The sequence below is a fragment of the Brevibacterium sp. W7.2 genome, assembly GCF_018137945.1.
Classification (GTDB): domain Bacteria; phylum Actinomycetota; class Actinomycetes; order Actinomycetales; family Brevibacteriaceae; genus Brevibacterium; species Brevibacterium sanguinis.
In genome coordinates, this window is the sequence record NZ_CP073089.1 from 2,851,250 (window position 1) to 2,868,521 (window position 17,272).

Sequence of the window (17,272 nt, forward strand, 5' to 3'; positions counted from 1 at the left end):
GCACTGCGGCCGCTCAGTCCTTCTTCTCCTCATCCTCGGCACTCTCACTGCCGAGGTCCTTCGCGAGTTCCGTCGCCGCGCGCTCGACCATCGGATCCTCACCGCGGGCCAGGGCCGCCACCTCGACCTCGCCGTCCTTGACCCGCACCCACACGCGCCGGCGCGGGATGAACAGGGACAGTCCGAGTCCGAGGAGGACGAGGACGGAGCTGACGAACATGAGCAGCTGCGTCGGATCCTGCGAGATGTCGACGGCGATGAACCGCTTGACCCCGTCGAAGGTCACCGAACCGCCGTTGGGCAGCTCCTGGGTCTCCCCCGGCACGAGCTGGATGACGAGCGGGTTGCCGGCGGCATCCGTCATCTCCGTCATATTCGAGGCATCGAGGGTGTAGACCGACTGCGGCTCCCCCGAGTCGAGGCCGAGGTCGCCGGTGTACCCGCTCATCACGAGGTAGGGGTTGCGCAGCTCGGCGAAGTTCGACACGAGGTCGCCCTGCTCGTTCTGCGTGGCCGTCGGCAGCAGCACCCCGACGAAGCCCATCTGCGTGCCCGCGGCATCGGGCACCTTGATCGCACCCTCGGAGGTGTACCCGGGGTCCCCGTTCGCGGGGATGAAGACCTGCGGCCCGGACCGGACGACCTGGCCGGTCGCATCCCGCACCGTCACCTCGGGGGCGTACCCGTTGCCGGTGAGGTAGACGCCGGTGTCGGCGACGCGGATGGGCTCGTTGACCTTGAGCTGCTCGGTCTTCTCCACCCCGTCCGCCGAGGTCGTCACCGTGGCCTCGAAGGTGCGGGGCTGACCGAACTGGTTGCCCGGCGCGGCATCGTCGAAGCTCGAGGTGAACTGGTCGAGGGTGAGGCGGAACTGCGGCAGGTTGTCCGCGTTGTAGTACGTGCCCGGGTCGAACGAGTCGTAGGCGACGAGCGAATTCGTGAACGTGTCGCCTTCGACGAGGATGCGCTGCCCCTCGTAGCCGAAGAGCGACCCGATCGAGATCGTCAGCGTCGTCATGAGGATCGCGATGTGGAAGACGAGGTTGCCGGTCTCGCGCAGGTAGCCGCGTTCGGCCGCGACATGGTCGCCGTGGCGCGAGGTGCGGTACCCGAGCTTCTTCAGGCGGGCCTGCGCGGCGTCGAGGAACTCCTCATCGTCAAGCTCCCCGTCCTTGACCTCCGCCGAGGTGAACGCCACGTATCCGGGCATCCGTCCCAGCCGCCTCGGCGCCTTGGGCGGAGCCGAGCGCATCGCCTTCCAGTGCTGGGAGGTGCGCGGGACGATGCACCCGACGAGCGAGATCATGAGGAGGAGATAGACCGCGGAGAACCAGATCGACGAGTACACGTCGAACATGCCGATCGTATCGAGGAACGCTCCCCACGCCCCGTTCTCCTCGAGGAAGGTGTTGACGCGGGCCGGGTCCTGGATCCGCTGCGGGAGCAGGGAGCCGGGGATCGAGGCGAGCGCGAGGACGAGGAGGAGGATGAGGGCCACCCGCATCGTCGTCAGCTGCCGCCATGCCCACCGGCACATGCCGATGAAGCCGAGCTGCGGCTGCGTCACCTCCGACCGATCGGGCTTGCCCGCTCCCTTCGCCGAGGCGGTCCCTGCCTTCGAGGCGGCGCCGGCCTTCCCGGCAGGCGCGGCCTTCGCGCGGTCCGCGGCCGGCTGCTCCCGGCGAGGCTGCGCCTCGGCGGTGCCCGAGGTGTCGGCAGCCTGCTCGGGGGCTGCGTCCGTCGTGTTGCCAGCAGTCTTGTCTGCCACTAGATCACCACTTCAAATCCGGAGATGAGACCCTGCAGCGAGTTCATCCACTGGTTCCACAGTCCGATGGCCATGACGAAGCCGAGTGCGATGAGCATGACTCCGCCGATGCGGACGATCGTCGTCTGGTGCTCGCGCACCCAGTTCAGCCGACCGGCACCCTTGTGGATGGCGATCGCCAGGAGGATGAAGGGAATGCCGAGCCCGAGGCAGTAGACGAAGGCGAGGAACGCGCCCCGCCACAGGGTGCCGTCGGAGCCGAAGCTCAGCGACATCGTCAGCACCGCCGACAGGGTGGGGCCCACGCACGGGGCCCAGCCGATGGCGAACGTCGCCCCGAGCACGGGAGCACCCCACAGTCCCGCCTTGGGCCGGGCGTGGATGCGCCGTTCCTTCTGGAGGAAGCCGAACGCGCCCATGAACACCAGTCCGGCGATCATCACCCCGACACCGAGGATGCGGATGAGGATGTCCTGGAACTGGGAGAACATCGCCCCGAGGGCGGAGAAGCCCGTGCCGAGGATGACGAAGACGACGGTGAAGCCGAGCACGAAGAGCGTGATGCCCGTGATCACCCGCCACGTCGCCTTGTCTCGCAGCGACGAGCCGCTCAGGCCCGTGACGTAGCCGACGTAGCCGGGCACGAGCGGCAGCACGCACGGGGAGACGAAAGAGACGAGCCCGGCGAGTGCCGCGGCCCCGGCTGCGAGCAGGAGGGGACCACTGAGCACCGCCTGGGCGAACTCCGCCCCGATGCCGCTCACTCCGCCTGCACGTCCTCGATGAGTCCCTGCAGGGTCGACTTGTCGACGGCGCCGACGACACGGGCCGCGGCCCGTCCCTGCGCGTCGAGGATGACGGTCGAGGGCGTCGCCTGCGGGGGCAGGACGCCCGAGAGCAGGGCGACCATGTCGCCGTTCGTGTCGAGCATGTTCGGGTAGGGGATCTGGTAGTTCGAGATGAAGGCGTTGGCCTCCGCCGCCTGGTCACGGACGTTGACGCCGATGAACTGGGCGGAGTCGCCGAACTCCTCGGAGACCTCCTTGAGGTCGGGGGCCTCGACGCGGCACGGCGGGCACGCCGCATACCAGAGGTTGATGACGACCGGGGTCGGCCGCATATCGGCGAGCGAGAGCTGCGAGCCGTCGAGGGTCTCGAAGGTCAGGTCGAGGGGTTCGCCGCGATCCTTGACCGCGACCTGGGAGACGACGCCGGAACCCGAGACGTAGCCCTGGTCGGAGCCCGCCTGTGCGGCGAGCTCATCGTTCTGGGTGCATGCGCTGAGGACGACTGCCGTGCCGGCGATGATGCCCGTGAGGACCGCCCGGCGACCGTACTGTCCGTTGCCGCCGATCATGCTCCCGCCACCGCGTGGCCCGGCTGCAGATCCGCGCAGAGATTCTCATAGCTCACGGACACCAGTGTGGACTTCTCAAATGTGAAACTCGTGACAGACGCGAGCGCGCACTCCCGTTTGCGCGGGTCATGGGCCAGCGGTCGCCCTTCGCCGGCCAGGCGCGCCATCCAGATCGGCAGCTGGTGGGAGACGATGACGCCGCTCGCCTCGGGCCCGTGTCCCTCGAGGCGGGCGCGCAGGCTCGCCATCGCCGCCTGCGTGCGCAGGGCGATCTGGCGGTACGGCTCACCCCACGAGGGCACCAGCGGGTTGTAGAGGCGCACGAGGTTCCGCGGCTGCGCGAGCGTGCGGGCGTTCATCGTCTGCCCTTCGAAGGAGTTCGCCGCCTCGATGACGCGGTCGTCGGTGAAGACGGGCATGTCGAGGTTCTCCGCCAGGGGCGCGATCGTCTGTTGCGCGCGCAGCAGCGGTGAGGCCACAAGCGCGTCGGGGGCATTGTCCTCCTGCGCGAAGTGCTCGCCGACCCGGCGGGCCATCTCATGCCCGCGCTCGGTCAGCCCGAAGCCGGGGATCCGGCCGTAGAGGATGCCCTCGGGGTTGTCGACTTCGCCGTGGCGGACGAGGTGGATCGTGGTCATCGGCTCGACTCTCCGTTCGCATCGGGGACGGCGGCAGCGGCCTTCGCAGCCGCCGGCAGCGCTGCGATGATCCGCTCGAGGATCTCATCGGTGTGGGCGTAGGAGAGGAACCACGCCTCGAATGCGCTCGGCGGCATGTGGATGCCCGAGTCGAGCATCGCATTGAAGAACGCGGAGTACCGGTCGACGTTCTGCGCGCGGGCATCGTCGTAGTCGACGACCTCGCCGTCGGTGAAGAAGACGGAGAACATCGAGTTCGCCGACTGGATCGTGTGCGCGACCCCTTCGGCCTCGAGCGCCGAGGCGACGGCGGGCCGGAGGATGTCCGCTGCCCGCCCGAGGTGCGAGTAGACGTCGAGCTCGGTCGTGAGCTTGAGCGTGGCGAGTCCGGCGGCGGTGGCGACGGGATTGCCCGAGAGCGTGCCCGCCTGGTAGACGGGTCCGGCGGGGGCGAGGTGGGCCATGACGTCGGCGCGACCGCCGAACGCCGCGGCCGGGAACCCGCCGCCCATGACCTTGCCGAAGGTGAAGAGATCGGCGGGCCCGTGCGGGTAGCCCAGGGTCTCGGACTCGTAGCCGTACCAGCCGGCGGCGGAGACGCGGAAGCCGGTCATCACCTCGTCGCTGATCATCAGCGCCCCGTGGGCCTTCGTGAGTTCGCGGATCGTGTTCGTGAAGCCGTCGCGCGGGGGCACGACCCCCATGTTGCCGGGGCTCGCCTCGGTGATGACGCAGGCGATCGACTCGCCGTGCTCGGCGAAGACCGCCCGCAGCGCCTCAGCGTCGTTGTAGGCGACGACGATCGTGTCGTCGGCCTGCGCCCCGGTGACCCCCGGGGTGTCGGGCAGGGAGAACGTCGCGAGCCCCGAACCGGCCTGGGCGAGCAGGGAGTCGACGTGACCGTGGTAGTTGCCGGCGAACTTCACGACCTTGTTCCGGCCGGTGTAGCCGCGGGCGAGGCGGATCGCGCTCATCGTCGCCTCGGTGCCCGACGAGACGAGGCGCACCTCGTCGACGGGGTCGATGCGGGAGACGATCTCCTCGGCAAGTTCGACCTCGCCGACCGACGGGGTGCCGAACGAGAAGCCCTTGACCGCGGCCTCCTGGACGGCGGCGACGACCTCGGGGCGGGAGTGGCCCATGATCATCGGACCCCACGACCCGATGAGGTCGATGTAGTCGTTGCCGTCGGCGTCGCGCAGCCACGCCCCGGTCGCCGAGGTGATGAAGCGCGGGGTCCCGCCGACCGCCCGGAACGCCCTGACCGGGGAGTTCACTCCGCCGGGGATGACGCGCTCCGCCCGTGCGAAGAGGGCGGCCGAGTTCTGGGTGGGTGAGGCGTCGGTCATGAGTTCTCCTTCGCGGTGAGGTGGCGGGCGACCTTGCCGAACGCGACGCCGAGCGTCGCCATCTCCTCAGGGGTGAGGAGGTCGACGAGGTTGCTGCGCACGCTCTCGACATGGGTGGGGGCGGCGGCGACGAGGAGGTCCCAGCCGGCGTCGGTCATCGCACAGTTGACGCCGCGGCCGTCCTCGGGGATCGGGCAGCGCGACAGCAGGCCCTTCTTCTCCATCCGGGCGACGCTGTGGGTCAGGCGCGAGCGCGACATCGTCGTGTCCGAGGCGAGCAGGGCCATGCGCATCGATCGTCCCTCGTGTTCGCTCAGCCGCACGAGGATCTCGTATTCGGGCAGGCCGATGCCGAAGTTCTCCCGCAGATCGGCCTCGAGCTTCGCCCCGAGCAGGGAGCTGCCGGTGAGGTAGGAGCGCCAGGCGCGCTGGTCCGGCGGGGACAGCCAACGTGTCTCGCTCATCGCCGACCTCCGCTCAGCCACCGGCTGACCTCGGTCGCCCAGTACGTGAGGATCGCATCGGCGCCGGCCCGTTTGAACGCGATGAGGGACTCCTCGATCGCGCGGTCGCGGTCGATGGCCCCGGCGGCGGCCGCGAATTCGATCATCGCGTACTCCCCCGACACCTGGTACGTCCACACGGGCACCGGGGACTCCGCGGCCACCTCGGCGAGGACGTCGAGATAGGGCAGGCCGGGTTTGACCATGACGATGTCCGCGCCCTCGGCGAGGTCGAGGTCGAGTTCGTGCATCGCCTCGCGCCCGTTCGCCGGATCCTGCTGGTAGGTCTTGCGGTCCCCGACGAGCTCGGAGTCGACGGCTTCGCGGAAAGGTCCGTAGAACGCCGAGGCGTACTTCGCGGTGTAGCCCATGACGACGACGTCGGTGAAGCCGTGGTCGTCGAGCGCCTCCCGGCACACGCCGACCTGTCCGTCCATCATGCCTGAGAGCCCGAGGACGTGGGCACCGGCGCGGGCCTGCGCGACGGCCATCGAAGCGTATCGTTCGAGCGTCGCATCGTTGTCGACGCGGCCGGCCTCGTCGAGCACGCCGCAGTGGCCGTGCGAGGTGAACTCGTCGAGGCAGAGGTCGGCCATGATGACGGTGTCGTCGCCGAACTCGTCGCGCAGCATCCGCAGCGCCCGGTTGAGGATGCCCTCGGGGTCATCGGCGGCCGAGCCGCGTTCGTCGCGGACGGTGGGGATGCCGAAGAGCATGAGTCCCCCGACGCCGGCGTCGACGGCCTCGCGGGCGGCCTCCCGCAGCGACGTCAGCGTGTGCTGGACGACGCCGGGCATCCCGGTCAGCGGCGCGGGCTCCTCGAGTGACTCCTTGACGAACATCGGCAGGATGAGGTCGGCGGGGGTGAGGTGGACCTCGGAGACGAGGCGGCGGAGGGCCGCGGTCGACCGCAGGCGACGGGGACGGACGATGGGAGCCATGTCAGGCCTTCTTTCTGCGACGCTTCTGGCTGGGGCGCACCGGGGTGACCCCGGCGGTGAGGTCTGCCTCGCGCATGCGCGTGGCGTACGCGACGAGACCGTCGATGAGTGAGGTGAGGTTCGCTTCCTCCGCGAGGACGTCGACCCGCAGGCCGTGCTCCTCCGCGGTGTTCGCCGTGGCCGGGCCGATGCAGCAGATCACCGAGGTGGCTGCCGGCTTCCCGGCGATCCCGACGAGGTTGCGCACGGTCGAGGACGAGGTGAAGAGGAACGCGTCGAAGTCACCGGCCTTGATCGCCTCGCGGATCGGCGCCGGCGGCGGGGAGGCGCGCACGGTGCGGTAGGCGGTGACGTCGTCGACGTCCCAGCCCTTCTCGAGCAGTCCGGCCACGAGCACCTCGGTGGCGATGTCGGCACGCGGCAGGAGGACGGTGTTCATCGGGTCGATGTCGTCGACGTAGTCCGGCCACGCCGCGGCCAGACCCCGGGCCGAGTGCTCGCCGTCGGGGATGAGGTCGGGGGTGATGCCCCAGTCGGTCAGCGCCGCGGCGGTGCGACCGCCGACGGCGGCGACCTTGACCCCGGACAGGGAGCGGGCGTCGAGACCGAAGTCCTCGAACCACATGCGCACGGCGCGCACCGCGTTGACGGAGGTGAAGCCCACCCATTCGTAGGAGCCGTCGACGAGTCCGCGGATCGCCTTCTCCATCTGCGTCGGCGTGCGCGGGGGCTGCACGGCGATCGTCGGGACGACGGTGCCGACGGCGCCGAGTTCGGCGAGCGCCTCGGCCGTCGACGTGCCCTGCTCCTTCGTCCGGGGAATGAGCACCTGCCAGCCGAAGAGCGGCTTCGTCTCGAACCACGCGAGCTCGCCGCGGGAGTCGACGCCCTGGCCCATGATGACGACGAGGCGGTCCCCGGCATTGCGGCACAGCCCCGGGGCCTGCCCGAGGGTGGTCTCGACGCTCGTCTGCTCGGTCGTCGAGATGCCCCAGCCCAGCAGCACCTTCGTCTCCGCGTCCCAGCCGTCGTCGAGCAGGGCCCGGAAGGCCTCCTCGACCTGCGCGGCGGTGCCGGTGAGCACGTGCGTGGTGTTGCGGTGCTTGGAGACGTCGACGTGGGTCTGCGGTCCGGCTTCGATGAAGCGCACCGAGCGGACCCGGTTCGTCGTCAGCGCGGTGCCGGTGTAGGCGGCGGTCGCCGCGGAGAGACCGACCCCGGGCACGATCTCGACGTCGATGCCCGCCTTGCGGCACACGGCCGCCTCGGTGGTCGTCGTCGTGAAGAGGAGACCGTCGTCGGAACTCAGCCGCACCACGGTCTTGTCGGGGCGGGCGAGCTCGGCGAGCCGGCGGCCGCGGGTCGAGGGCGACTGGCCGAGTTCGGCGGCGTCGATGACCTCGGCGGCCTGCGGGACGTAGGCGGTGACGATCTCGGAGTGGACGTGGGCGTCGTAGACGACGAGCGCGGCGTCGGCGAGGATGTCGGCGCCGCGGGCGGTCATCAGTCCCGCCTCACCGGGACCGGAGCCGATGAAGACGACGCGCGGGCCCACCGGCAGGAGCCGCCGGGGCTGGACCTGGCCGGTGCCCTGGGTCTCAGGCTGCTCGCTCATGACTGTCCTTCGGACCGGGACCGGGCGGCGGCCTTGACCGGGGTGAGGTGGTCGGCGGAGCGCGCGGGGTCGATGTCGAGGCGGCGCAGCAGATCCTCGGCCGCGGCGGTGCCGAGTTCGTCGGCGACCCGGGCGATCTCCTTGCCGGCGATCGGCAGGGCGTGATCGTCGCGGGAGCTGAGATCGGCGTCGTCGATGAGCGGCAGCGGCGCGCTCATGTGGGTGCGGGCGATTCTCCCGTCGTCGTCGGCCATCATCGCCGCGACGACGAGCTGCGTCCCGGTGATCGTCGCCAGGGCCCCGATCGGAGCCGAGCAGCCGGCCTCGGCGCGGGAGAGGATCGCCCGTTCGCACGTCACGGCGAGGTCGGTCGCCTCGTCGTGGAGTCGGCGCAGGGCCGCGCGGATCTCGACGTCACCGGCCATCAGAGCCTCGTCCTGCGTGTACGGGCTGTCGGCTCCGCGCGTCTCCACCGCGAGCGCCCCCTGGCCGGGAGCGGGAAGCATGGTGTCGAAGTCGAGGAGGTCGGTCGCCTCGGCGAGCCGCCCGATCCGACGGACACCGGCGGCGGCGAGGACGACGGCGTCGAGGCGGCCGTCGCGGACGTGGGCGATGCGGGTGTCGACGTTGCCGCGGACCCCGCGCACCTCGATGTCGGGGCGGGCGGCGCGCAGCTGGACGGCGCGGCGCGGCGACCCGGTGCCGACGACGCTGCCGGCGGGCAGCTGGGCGAGGCTGAGGCCGTCACGGCCGATGAGGACGTCGGCGGGATCGACGCGCGGCGGAATGGCCGCGAGCTGGATGCCCGGCTCCGGGGTCGTCGGGAGGTCCTTGAGCGAGTGGACGGCGATGTCGATCTGGCCCTGGTGCAGGGCCTGCCGGACGGCGGAGACGAAGACGCCGGTGCCGCCGAAGCCCGCGAGCGGGGACATGTTGACGTCGCCTTCGGTGACGACCTCGACGATCTCGACGCGCCAGCCGGTCAGGGCCGCGATCTGGTGGGCGATCGCCGTCGACTGCGAGCGGGCGAGCTGGGAGCGCCGGGTGCCCAGGCGCACCGTGCGGCCCGTCGGGTGCTCGGGTTCGACGACGTCGAGGGTGTGGTCGGCGACCGGCCGGAGACCGTCGGCCTCGATGTGGTCGGGGCTCGCGGCCTTGGCGACCTTCGCCTCCGGGGTCGGCACGGCGTGCGGGGTCTTGATCGTCGGCAGGTCGAAGAGCTGGATGAGCGCCTGCGCGTAGTCGACGTCGGAGTCGGAGACCGCGAGCTCCTTGACCTTGACCGTCGGGGTGTGGATGAGCTTCTCCGCGACCCGGTGGAGGGACTTGCGGACCTCGGCGAAGACCTTGTCGTCGACGTGGTCGCCGATCTTGCGCTGCAGGCGCTCGGTCTCCGCGGCGAGCACGTCCTTGGCGTGGGTGCGCAGCGCGGTGACCGTGGGGGCCACCGCCCGCTCCTTGGCGCCGGACTCGAGCTTCTCCGTCTCCTCGGCGATGATCGCGCGCACCGCTTCGACGGTCTCGACGACGGCGGCGTCGCGCTGGTTCGACGAGGTCGACAGCAGCTTCCGGATGTCGCCGAGTCCGAAGAGGGCGACGTGTTCGAACTCGCGCACGCTCGGATCGATGTCGTGGGGCAGGGCGAGGTCGACGAACGCCTTGTTCGCCGCGCTCTTGGAGTTCTGCGAGAGACCGGCGACGATGTCGTCGCGGGTGACGACGACGCCGCGGGCGCCGGTGGAGGAGACGATGAGGTCGGCGTCGGCGATCTCCTCGGCGAGCGACCGGGGGGTGAGCTCGCGGGCCCGACCGCCCACCTCGGCGATGAGGCGCTCCGCCTTCTCCAGGGTCCGGTTGAGCACGGTGATGTGGTTGACGCCCTCTCGGTGGAGGGTCGCGACGACGAGGCCTGACATCGCGCCGGCGCCGATGACGAGCGCGTTCGCGGCGTGCAGCGGCCCGATGTGGGCCTGGGAGGCTTCGAGGGCGGCGCCGAAGAGGGAGCGGGCGACCTCGTCGAGTCCGGTCTCCGAGTGGGCGCGCTTGCCCACCCGCAGGCTCTGCTGCAGGGCGTGGGAGAGGTCGGAGGTCAGGGCTCCGGCGCTCATCGAATCGGTGAACGTCGAGCGCAGCTGGCCGAGTATCTGGGCTTCGCCGATCGCCATCGAGTCGAGCCCGCACGCGACCTTGAGGAGGTGGCCGAGCGCCTGGTTGTCGTAGTGGGCGTAGAAGTGCCCGGCGATGTCCTGCCAGTCGCGTCCGATCGAGGACACGAGCGCGTTGCCGAGGTCGGCGAGTCCCCCGTGGAAGGCGGAGACGTCGGCGATGAGCTCAAGCCGGTTGCACGTCGAGAGGACGGCGAGTCCGTCGACGCTCGCCCCGTCGAGGGCGTCGGTGCGCAGACGGTCGACGTCGTCGGCCCCGAACGCGAGCGCGTCGAGCATGTCGATCGGCGCCGACTGGTGGGAGATGCCGAGAACCAAGAGAGTCAATTGCTGTGCTCCTCCACTGGAGTGGCCGTAGCCGTTTCGAGCGCCGAGTAGTACGCGAGGACCTGGAGCTCACTGGCCAGGTCGACCTGCTGGACCCGCACGGTCTCCGGGGTGTCGAGCACGGTGGGCGCGAAGTTGAGTATGCCGCGGACTCCCGCCTCGGCGGCGATGCGGGCGGCCGCGGGCGCCGCGGAGGCGGGCACGGCCATGACGACGAGGTCGATGGGGTCGGCCCACGTGGCGAGGTCGGCGATCGCGGAGACGGTGAGATCGCCGATCGTCGTGCCGACCTTGCCCTCGTCGCTGTCGAAGATCGCCGTCAGGCGCAGACCGCGCCGCTGGAAGCCGGCATAGTCGGCCAGAGCCGAGCCGAGGCGTCCGGCGCCGATGATCGCGACGTTCTGCGCCCGGTCGAGGCCGAGGAACGATCGCAGGGTCGCGGCGAGGTCCTGCGCCGAGTAGCCGACCCCGCGGCGTCCGGAGCGGCCGAGCTGGGAGAGATCCTTGCGCAGGATCGCGGGAGACACGCCGCTCTGGGCCGCCAGGGTCTCCGAGGAGACAGTGGTCTGGCCGATCGCGGCGATCGTCTCGACCGCCTGCAGGTAGATCGGGAGTCGAGAGATGACGCGCTCGGGGACGTCCTTGCGAACGACACCCTCGATGCTGCCGGCGGAGAGAATCTCGCTCACGTGAACGTGTCACTCCTTCAATCTGCTCGTGCTGCCTCAGGCCTGCGAACCGGTTGGGCGCCTCAGGCGCCCAGCGCGGTCAGGGCCTGCGACAGCCTGTCCCGGTCGACCCGGTGGAAGCTGTGCTGTCGTCCTTCGAGGAGCACCACGGGAACATCCCAGCCGTACTGCGCGGCCAGATCCTCATCGGTGTCGATGTCGATCTCGGTGACGGTGACGTCCCGGCCGGCCACCACCTCGGCGATGGTCGCCTGCGCGGTCTCGCAGAGATGGCATCCGGCGCGCGTGAGGAAGGTCAGTCCGACCACGGCACACTCCTGAGTCGAAGGTGACAACAAACCCCGCCGAAATGGGATTCGAGCGGGGGCGTAGGACCGTGCGGTCTTACTTCTTGTTGCGACGCTGGTGACGAGTCTTGCGAAGCAGCTTGCGGTGCTTCTTCTTCGACATACGCTTCCGGCGCTTCTTGATGACTGAGCCCACGCGGGTACCCCTTGTGATCGTCGGTGGAGGTGAACGTCAGGTGCCCACCCTTTGAACTAACCGTGCAATTCTATCGCCCCGGCCCGTTCTTTCCCAAAACTGTGTCGAGATCCACAGCGGGGCCTCAACTGTGCCCGGCAGGGCGCGGATCAGTCGAAGTACGGGTCGAGACCGAAGAACGGGAAGAGGTTCTTCCGGGTGCCCATGACCGCGCGGTCGAGCTCGGATTCCGGGTCGAAGCCGTGCGACCACGGGGTGAACGTCCCGTCGAAGCCGTCGGTCATCGACAGCGGGGCCTCGCGTCCGGTCTTCGTCTGCGCGTAGTGGGCCCAGCGGCCGGGGATCCGGGCGGTTGGGTCGAGGTCGGCGTCGGCGGCGATCGCGATGAGGTTCGTCCATGCGCGGGGGACGACGTCGATGATCGCGTAGCCCCCTCCCCCGGTCGAGAGCCACCGGCCCTCGGCGTGCTCCTCGGCGAGCGCCCGGACGCGTTCGGTCGCCACCCGCATCCCGTCGACGGACAGGCGCATGTGGGTGAGCGGGTCCATCCGGTGCCCGTCGCATCCGTGCTGGGAGACGATGATCTGCGGGGAGAACGCGGCGATGAGCGCAGGCACGGTGCCGTCGAAGGCCCGCAGCCAGTCCTCGTCGGTCGTCCGCGGGGGCAGGGCGATGTTCGCCGCCGAGGCGGCCGCGCGCAGTCCCCCGATGTCGGCCGGGTAGCCGGTGCCCGGGAAGAGGTACTTCCCGGACTCGTGGATGGAGATCGTCAGCACGCGCGGGTCGTCCCAGAAGAGCTGCTCGACGCCGTCGCCGTGGTGAGCGTCGAGATCGATGTAGGCGATGCGCTCGTATCCCGCGTCGAGGAATTCGTTGATCGCCCCGGCGACGTCGTTGTAGACGCAGAACCCGCTCGCCTTGTCGGCCATCGCGTGGTGCATGCCGCCGGAGAAGTTCACCGCCCGCCGGTAGTCGCCGGAGATGATCGCGCGGGCGGCGTCGACGGAGCCCTGGAAGAGCATCGCCGAGGCGGCGTGCATGTTCTCGAACACGGGGACGTCGTCGGTGCCCAGACCGTGGCGCTCGGCGACCTCGGGGTCGGCGCCTTCGGGGCTGCCGGCGGCCTTGACCGCGGCGATGTAGTCGTCGTCGTGGACGCGGGAGAGGGCCGCCTCGTCGAGGTCGCCGATCGGGTTGACGTGGACGTGGGGGGCGTCGAAGAGCTCGAAGTCGATCGCGAGCTTCGCGGTGAGGTCGAGCCTCAGGGGGTGCATGGGATGGCTGGGACCGAAGTTGTACCCGGTCACCGCCTCGTCCCAGACGACATAGACATCGCTATCGGCCATGGGCCAATGCTATATGGCGCGGCTCACTTCCGGAGATTCGCCCCGGTCCGTCCTACCATGGAGGTTGTGTCCATGAATTCTCCGCAGCGCCTCGACCGATTTCTGCGTCCGGGGCGCTGGGTCCGCGACTTCGTCGATGACATCGCCGTCGCCTCGCCGGCCCGCCTGGCGATCGTCTCGTTCATCGCCGTCGTGGCAGTCTTCGCCCTCCTCCTCATGCTCCCGGCGAGCATGCGCGAACCCGGGTCGGTCTCGACCTCGGAGCACATCGCCAACGCGATCTTCGTCGCCGTCTCCGCCGTCTGCGTGACCGGACTGACCCCGGTCGTCACCGAGGACTACTGGTCGGACTTCGGCATCTCCGTCATCACCGCCGGCATCCAGGTCGGCGGTCTCGGCATCCTCACCCTCGCCTCGCTGCTGGGCATGGCGGTCTCGCGGCGGCTGGGGGTCCGGCAGCGCCTCATCGCCCAGCAGGCCACCTCGGCGCTCAATCTGGGTCAGGTCGGCACCCTCCTCAAGACGGTGTTCATCACCATCCTCACCGCCGAGGCGGTGCTCGCGGTCCTCCTCTTCCCCCGCTTCCTCATGCGCGGCGACAGCGTCGGGGACTCGCTGTGGTACTCCGTGTTCTACGCGATCTCCGCGTTCAACAACGCCGGCTTCACGATCCACCCGGGCGGGGCCGCCTACTTCGCGGAGGACCCGTGGATCCTCTCGCTCATCATGATCGGCGTGTTCGTCGGGGCGCTCGGGTTCCCCGTCGTGCTGATGATCGCGATGAACTGGAACAAGCCGAGCAAATGGGACCTGCACACGAAGCTCACGCTGACGACGACGACGATCGTCCTCGCCGTCGGGTTCCTCTTCCTCCTCCTCTTCGAGTCGGCGAATCCGGCGACGCTCGGGGACAAGAACGCCGGCCACACCTTCGTCGAGGTCCTCTTCATGGCGGTGATGCCGCGCTCGGGCGGGTTCGCGACGATGGAGATCGCCGACATGAGCCAGGCCTCGCACCTGCTCATGGACGTCATGATGTTCATCGGCGGCGGGTCGTCGTCGACGGCCGGCGGCATCAAGGTCACGACCGTCGCCGTCCTCTTCCTCGCCGCCTTCGCCGAGGCGCGCGGTCTCGCCGAGGTCAACGTCTTCAACCGCCGGCTGACCGCCTCGACGATCAAGCTCTCGATCTCCGTCCTCCTCACCGGCGCCGCGATCGTCTTCGTCGGCACGCTCGTCATGCTCCAGATCACCGATGAGCCGCTCGACCGGGTGCTCTTCGAGGTGATCTCCGCGTTCGGCACCGTGGGCTTGAGCGCCGGGGTGTCCGCCTCGGCGTCGGAACCGGCGCTGTACTGTCTGTCCGTGCTCATGCTCATCGGACGCCTCGGTACGATTACACTGGCCGCAGCCCTGTCGATGCAGGACTCCGTGCGCCTCTACCGCTACCCCGAAGAAAGGCCCGTCGTTGGCTAACGAGAACTCCGCAATCCTCGTCATCGGACTCGGACGCTTCGGGTCGGCGACCGCGGTCACGCTCACCCGTCTGGGGCGTGAGGTCATGGCGATCGAGCACAACCCGGAGCTCGTCAAGGACTGGAGCGGAAAGCTCACCCACGTCGTCGAGGCCGATTCGACGAACATCGACGCCCTCCGCCAGGTCGGTGCCGCGGACTTCCAGACCGCGGTCGTCGGCATCGGCACGTCGATCGAGGCGAGCGTGCTGACGACGGCGAACCTCGTCGACCTCGGGGTCGCGCAGGTCTGGGCGAAGGCGATCTCGCCCGCCCACGGCAAGATCCTCCACCGCATCGGCGCCCACCATGTGCTCTACCCGGAGTCCGATGCCGGCATCCGCGTCGCGCACCTCGTGAGCTCCCGGATGATGGAGTACATCGAGTTCGACGAGGGCCACTTCGCGGTGGTGAAGATGCGTCCCCCGCGGGAGATCCAGGGCTTCACCCTCGCCGAGGCGAAGGTCCGCGAGAAGTACGGCGTGACGATCGTCGGCATCAAGAGCCCCGGCCGCGACTTCACCTACGCCGAACCGACGACCCGCGTCGGCAAACAGGACCTCCTCATCGTCGCCGGCAACGTCGAACTCCTCAGCCGCTTCGCCGGGCGGCCGTAGGGGGCGGGGCTGGTGGCAACGGTTGCGTGCCGGGTGGCGCTGGCTGCCTGAAACGGTGGCGGCGTCGGTTGCCGTCGACCATTCGACGGGTGGCGCTGCCATCGACTGCTCTGCGCGGCGGTGCCGGTGACGAAACGTCATTCTGCCTGCCAAAAGCACTGGCGCGGGCGAGAAATTTCGCGGCTTCCGCAATTGTCTGCCAAAAGTGAAATTGCGCGGGAACTAGTCGAGCACGTCAGGATTTCTGGCCGACACAACCTATGCGACAACGCGTGTCGCACCGCGGACGATCGGCGCCTGTCACACGACACCGACACCCGATCTCGCGTTCACCGGCCTGTGGACAACGTGTCCCTATTCGCCCCTGTTTCGGCTATTCCACGGCGCACGGAATGCGCTTCGCATTCTGATCGTTGCGCAATTCCTCACTCCTGTAAGCCGCGCGTTCCGCTCTGTGAAGGGGAATTGCGACTGCAGATGGGATTTCGGCCCCAAGCGACTGGGTGGCATAGGAGGGAGTATCACAAGGTCCGGACTTCAGCGCATTCTCCTGTGGACGCCCGAACGCTGTCCACAGCCTGAAAATCCACCCTTGTCGTGAGAGCGGAGAGGCGCAACCCTGATGCGCATGTACAACGTCGTTCGCACCGCCCAGCTCAGAGCCGCCGGATTGACCAGTCCGCTCGTCAAGGAGGCGCAGTCCTGCTGCCTCACCAAACTGTCATTCGGCGTCTACACGATCGTGCGGCGCTGTGCCGAACCCCGCCATGCGCGGATCCGAACGCTCATCACCGATGACGAGTGGATCCAGCGCAACGACGACCGTCGACAGGGTTCCCTTGCTGACGACCCGGAGTTCGCCGTGCTGATGGGAAAGATTCGGATCTCGTCGTATCCGCATTTCCGCGCCGAGGATGTGCTCATCGGGGTGTCATCCGCGGTCTTCCACAACCTCCCCCTCTACCGGCCGCACCTCAACCGCATCGTCGTCGCCCACCCGTCGGCGCGCCATCGGGGTCCGCTGCTCACCCGCGTCGCCCGCACAGTCCCCGTTGGCGACACCGTAACGATCGGCAAGCTGATTCTCACCAGCCCTGCGCGAGCCGCCCTCGAACTCATCCCGCAGATGGGCGAGTCCGCGGCACTGGCCGCCTTGGACACGGTCGTCCGCCAGGCAGTCTTCGGTTCGGACAACGCCGCCGACGCGGCCGCGCGGTTCGGCTATCCGCCGGACATCGCCGACCGCAGCCAACAGGTCATCGACACGATTCTGCGACCCACCGCCGAGCGCATGACCACCCACCGTTCGCGGGCGATCCGACTCGTCGACCAGGTCAGCGCGCTGTCCGAGAGCTACGCCGAGAGCCGCGGTCGGCACAACTTCCTCATCCTTCGCATCGAGGGGTTCGAACCCCAGGTGGTGGTCTGGGACGGCGATCGGTTCGTCGCCCGCGTCGATTTCATGCACCGTGAAGCGAAAGTCATCGTCCTCATCGACGGTGTCTCGAAGTACGTCGACCACGGCTTTGCGCTGATGAAGAAGGAGACCGAGCAGCAGAACCGGCTGACCGCGCTCGGCTACACCGTCATCCGCGTGAATTTCCAGGAGGTCCTCGACCTCGAGGCCTTCGCGACCAAACTGTTCGGGCAATGTCCCGCGCTGCGCAGCTTCGTCACCCGATGACCGCCGCAGTCCAGCGGCGCGGCACGTCGAGCCCGGAGGCGACACACCCCAGGTGACGGCCAAAGATCGAATTGCCCATCGACTGGTTGCCTGCAGATTCACTTCTCGCCGACAGAGGGCGCGTGTCGCCGAGGCAGTGCGAACGTCTCGCCCGCGCGTGCACTTTCGGCCTGCATGACGACGTTGAGTGCGCCGGAGCACTTCTGCGAGGCCGAGCCACCGACCAGCGACGCCAGCGCGCCGCCCCACTTGTGGGGCGGCGCACCGCGTTTCGGA

Annotated in this window: 16 protein-coding genes; 3 read left to right on the forward strand and 13 right to left on the reverse strand. The window is 69.2% G+C overall.

Annotated elements, in window-relative coordinates; genetic code table 11:
- Window positions 1-13: 13 nt before the first annotated feature.
- From J9315_RS12870 to J9315_RS12930, 13 genes are all read right to left on the reverse strand, one after another.
- Window positions 14-1,768: a cytochrome c biogenesis protein ResB gene (locus tag J9315_RS12870; protein ID WP_249120902.1), complete on the reverse strand. Its 1,755-nt coding sequence runs from the start codon at window positions 1,766-1,768 to the stop codon at window positions 14-16.
- A complete protein-coding gene (locus tag J9315_RS12875; protein WP_137825380.1) occupies window positions 1,768-2,523 on the reverse strand; it encodes a cytochrome c biogenesis protein CcdA in 756 nt (251 codons plus the stop codon). The genes J9315_RS12870 and J9315_RS12875 overlap by 1 nt, the downstream gene beginning before the upstream one ends.
- A 5-nt stretch (window positions 2,524-2,528) precedes the next feature.
- On the reverse strand, window positions 2,529-3,125 hold the full coding sequence (locus J9315_RS12880) for a TlpA disulfide reductase family protein (protein WP_140955507.1): 597 nt from the start codon (window positions 3,123-3,125) through the stop codon (window positions 2,529-2,531).
- Entirely contained in the window at window positions 3,122-3,763 is a 642-nt protein-coding gene (locus J9315_RS12885; protein WP_137825363.1) for a histidine phosphatase family protein, read from the reverse strand. The genes J9315_RS12880 and J9315_RS12885 overlap by 4 nt, the downstream gene beginning before the upstream one ends.
- Window positions 3,760-5,112, reverse strand: coding sequence for a glutamate-1-semialdehyde 2,1-aminomutase (hemL, locus tag J9315_RS12890; RefSeq protein WP_211978022.1), 1,353 nt, complete (start codon window positions 5,110-5,112; stop codon window positions 3,760-3,762). The genes J9315_RS12885 and hemL overlap by 4 nt, the downstream gene beginning before the upstream one ends.
- Window positions 5,109-5,576, reverse strand: coding sequence for a MarR family transcriptional regulator (locus J9315_RS12895; protein WP_137825361.1), 468 nt, complete (start codon window positions 5,574-5,576; stop codon window positions 5,109-5,111). Before J9315_RS12895 ends, hemL begins: the two co-directional genes overlap by 4 nt.
- The gene (hemB, locus tag J9315_RS12900) at window positions 5,573-6,556 is read right to left on the reverse strand and encodes a porphobilinogen synthase (RefSeq protein ID WP_137825360.1); all 984 of its coding nucleotides are present in this window, start codon (window positions 6,554-6,556) and stop codon (window positions 5,573-5,575) included. The genes J9315_RS12895 and hemB overlap by 4 nt, the downstream gene beginning before the upstream one ends.
- A gap of 1 nt (window position 6,557) precedes the next feature.
- Window positions 6,558-8,171 carry a uroporphyrinogen-III synthase gene (locus tag J9315_RS12905; RefSeq protein WP_137825359.1) on the reverse strand — a complete coding sequence of 538 codons (1,614 nt, stop codon included), beginning with the start codon at window positions 8,169-8,171 and terminating at the stop codon, window positions 6,558-6,560.
- Window positions 8,168-10,663, reverse strand: a complete 2,496-nt coding sequence (gene hemA / locus J9315_RS12910; protein ID WP_232623862.1) for a glutamyl-tRNA reductase — start codon at window positions 10,661-10,663, stop codon at window positions 8,168-8,170. The genes J9315_RS12905 and hemA overlap by 4 nt, the downstream gene beginning before the upstream one ends.
- Window positions 10,660-11,352 (reverse strand): redox-sensing transcriptional repressor Rex, encoded by a 693-nt coding sequence (locus J9315_RS12915; protein WP_198500758.1) that lies wholly within the window; start codon window positions 11,350-11,352, stop codon window positions 10,660-10,662. The genes hemA and J9315_RS12915 overlap by 4 nt, the downstream gene beginning before the upstream one ends.
- 62 nt (window positions 11,353-11,414) lie before the next feature.
- A complete protein-coding gene (locus tag J9315_RS12920; RefSeq protein WP_198500757.1) occupies window positions 11,415-11,660 on the reverse strand; it encodes a glutaredoxin family protein in 246 nt (81 codons plus the stop codon).
- A gap of 76 nt (window positions 11,661-11,736) precedes the next feature.
- Window positions 11,737-11,835 carry an AURKAIP1/COX24 domain-containing protein gene (locus J9315_RS12925; protein WP_005504750.1) on the reverse strand — a complete coding sequence of 33 codons (99 nt, stop codon included), beginning with the start codon at window positions 11,833-11,835 and terminating at the stop codon, window positions 11,737-11,739.
- 149 nt (window positions 11,836-11,984) lie between these two features.
- Window positions 11,985-13,181: an acetoin utilization protein AcuC gene (locus J9315_RS12930; protein WP_198500756.1), complete on the reverse strand. Its 1,197-nt coding sequence runs from the start codon at window positions 13,179-13,181 to the stop codon at window positions 11,985-11,987.
- Window positions 13,182-13,253: 72 nt separating this feature from the next.
- Here J9315_RS12930 and J9315_RS12935 point away from each other — a divergent pair, with 72 nt between their 5' ends.
- The 3 genes from J9315_RS12935 to J9315_RS12945 all read left to right on the forward strand — a co-directional run bounded on the left by J9315_RS12935 (window position 13,254) and on the right by J9315_RS12945 (window position 16,996).
- Window positions 13,254-14,657 (forward strand): potassium transporter TrkG, encoded by a 1,404-nt coding sequence (locus J9315_RS12935; protein WP_232623861.1) that lies wholly within the window; start codon window positions 13,254-13,256, stop codon window positions 14,655-14,657.
- Window positions 14,650-15,312 (forward strand): TrkA family potassium uptake protein, encoded by a 663-nt coding sequence (locus J9315_RS12940; RefSeq protein WP_198500755.1) that lies wholly within the window; start codon window positions 14,650-14,652, stop codon window positions 15,310-15,312. Before J9315_RS12935 ends, J9315_RS12940 begins: the two co-directional genes overlap by 8 nt.
- 628 nt (window positions 15,313-15,940) lie before the next feature.
- Entirely contained in the window at window positions 15,941-16,996 is a 1,056-nt protein-coding gene (locus J9315_RS12945; RefSeq protein ID WP_198500754.1) for a DUF559 domain-containing protein, read from the forward strand.
- Window positions 16,997-17,272 lie beyond the last annotated feature (276 nt).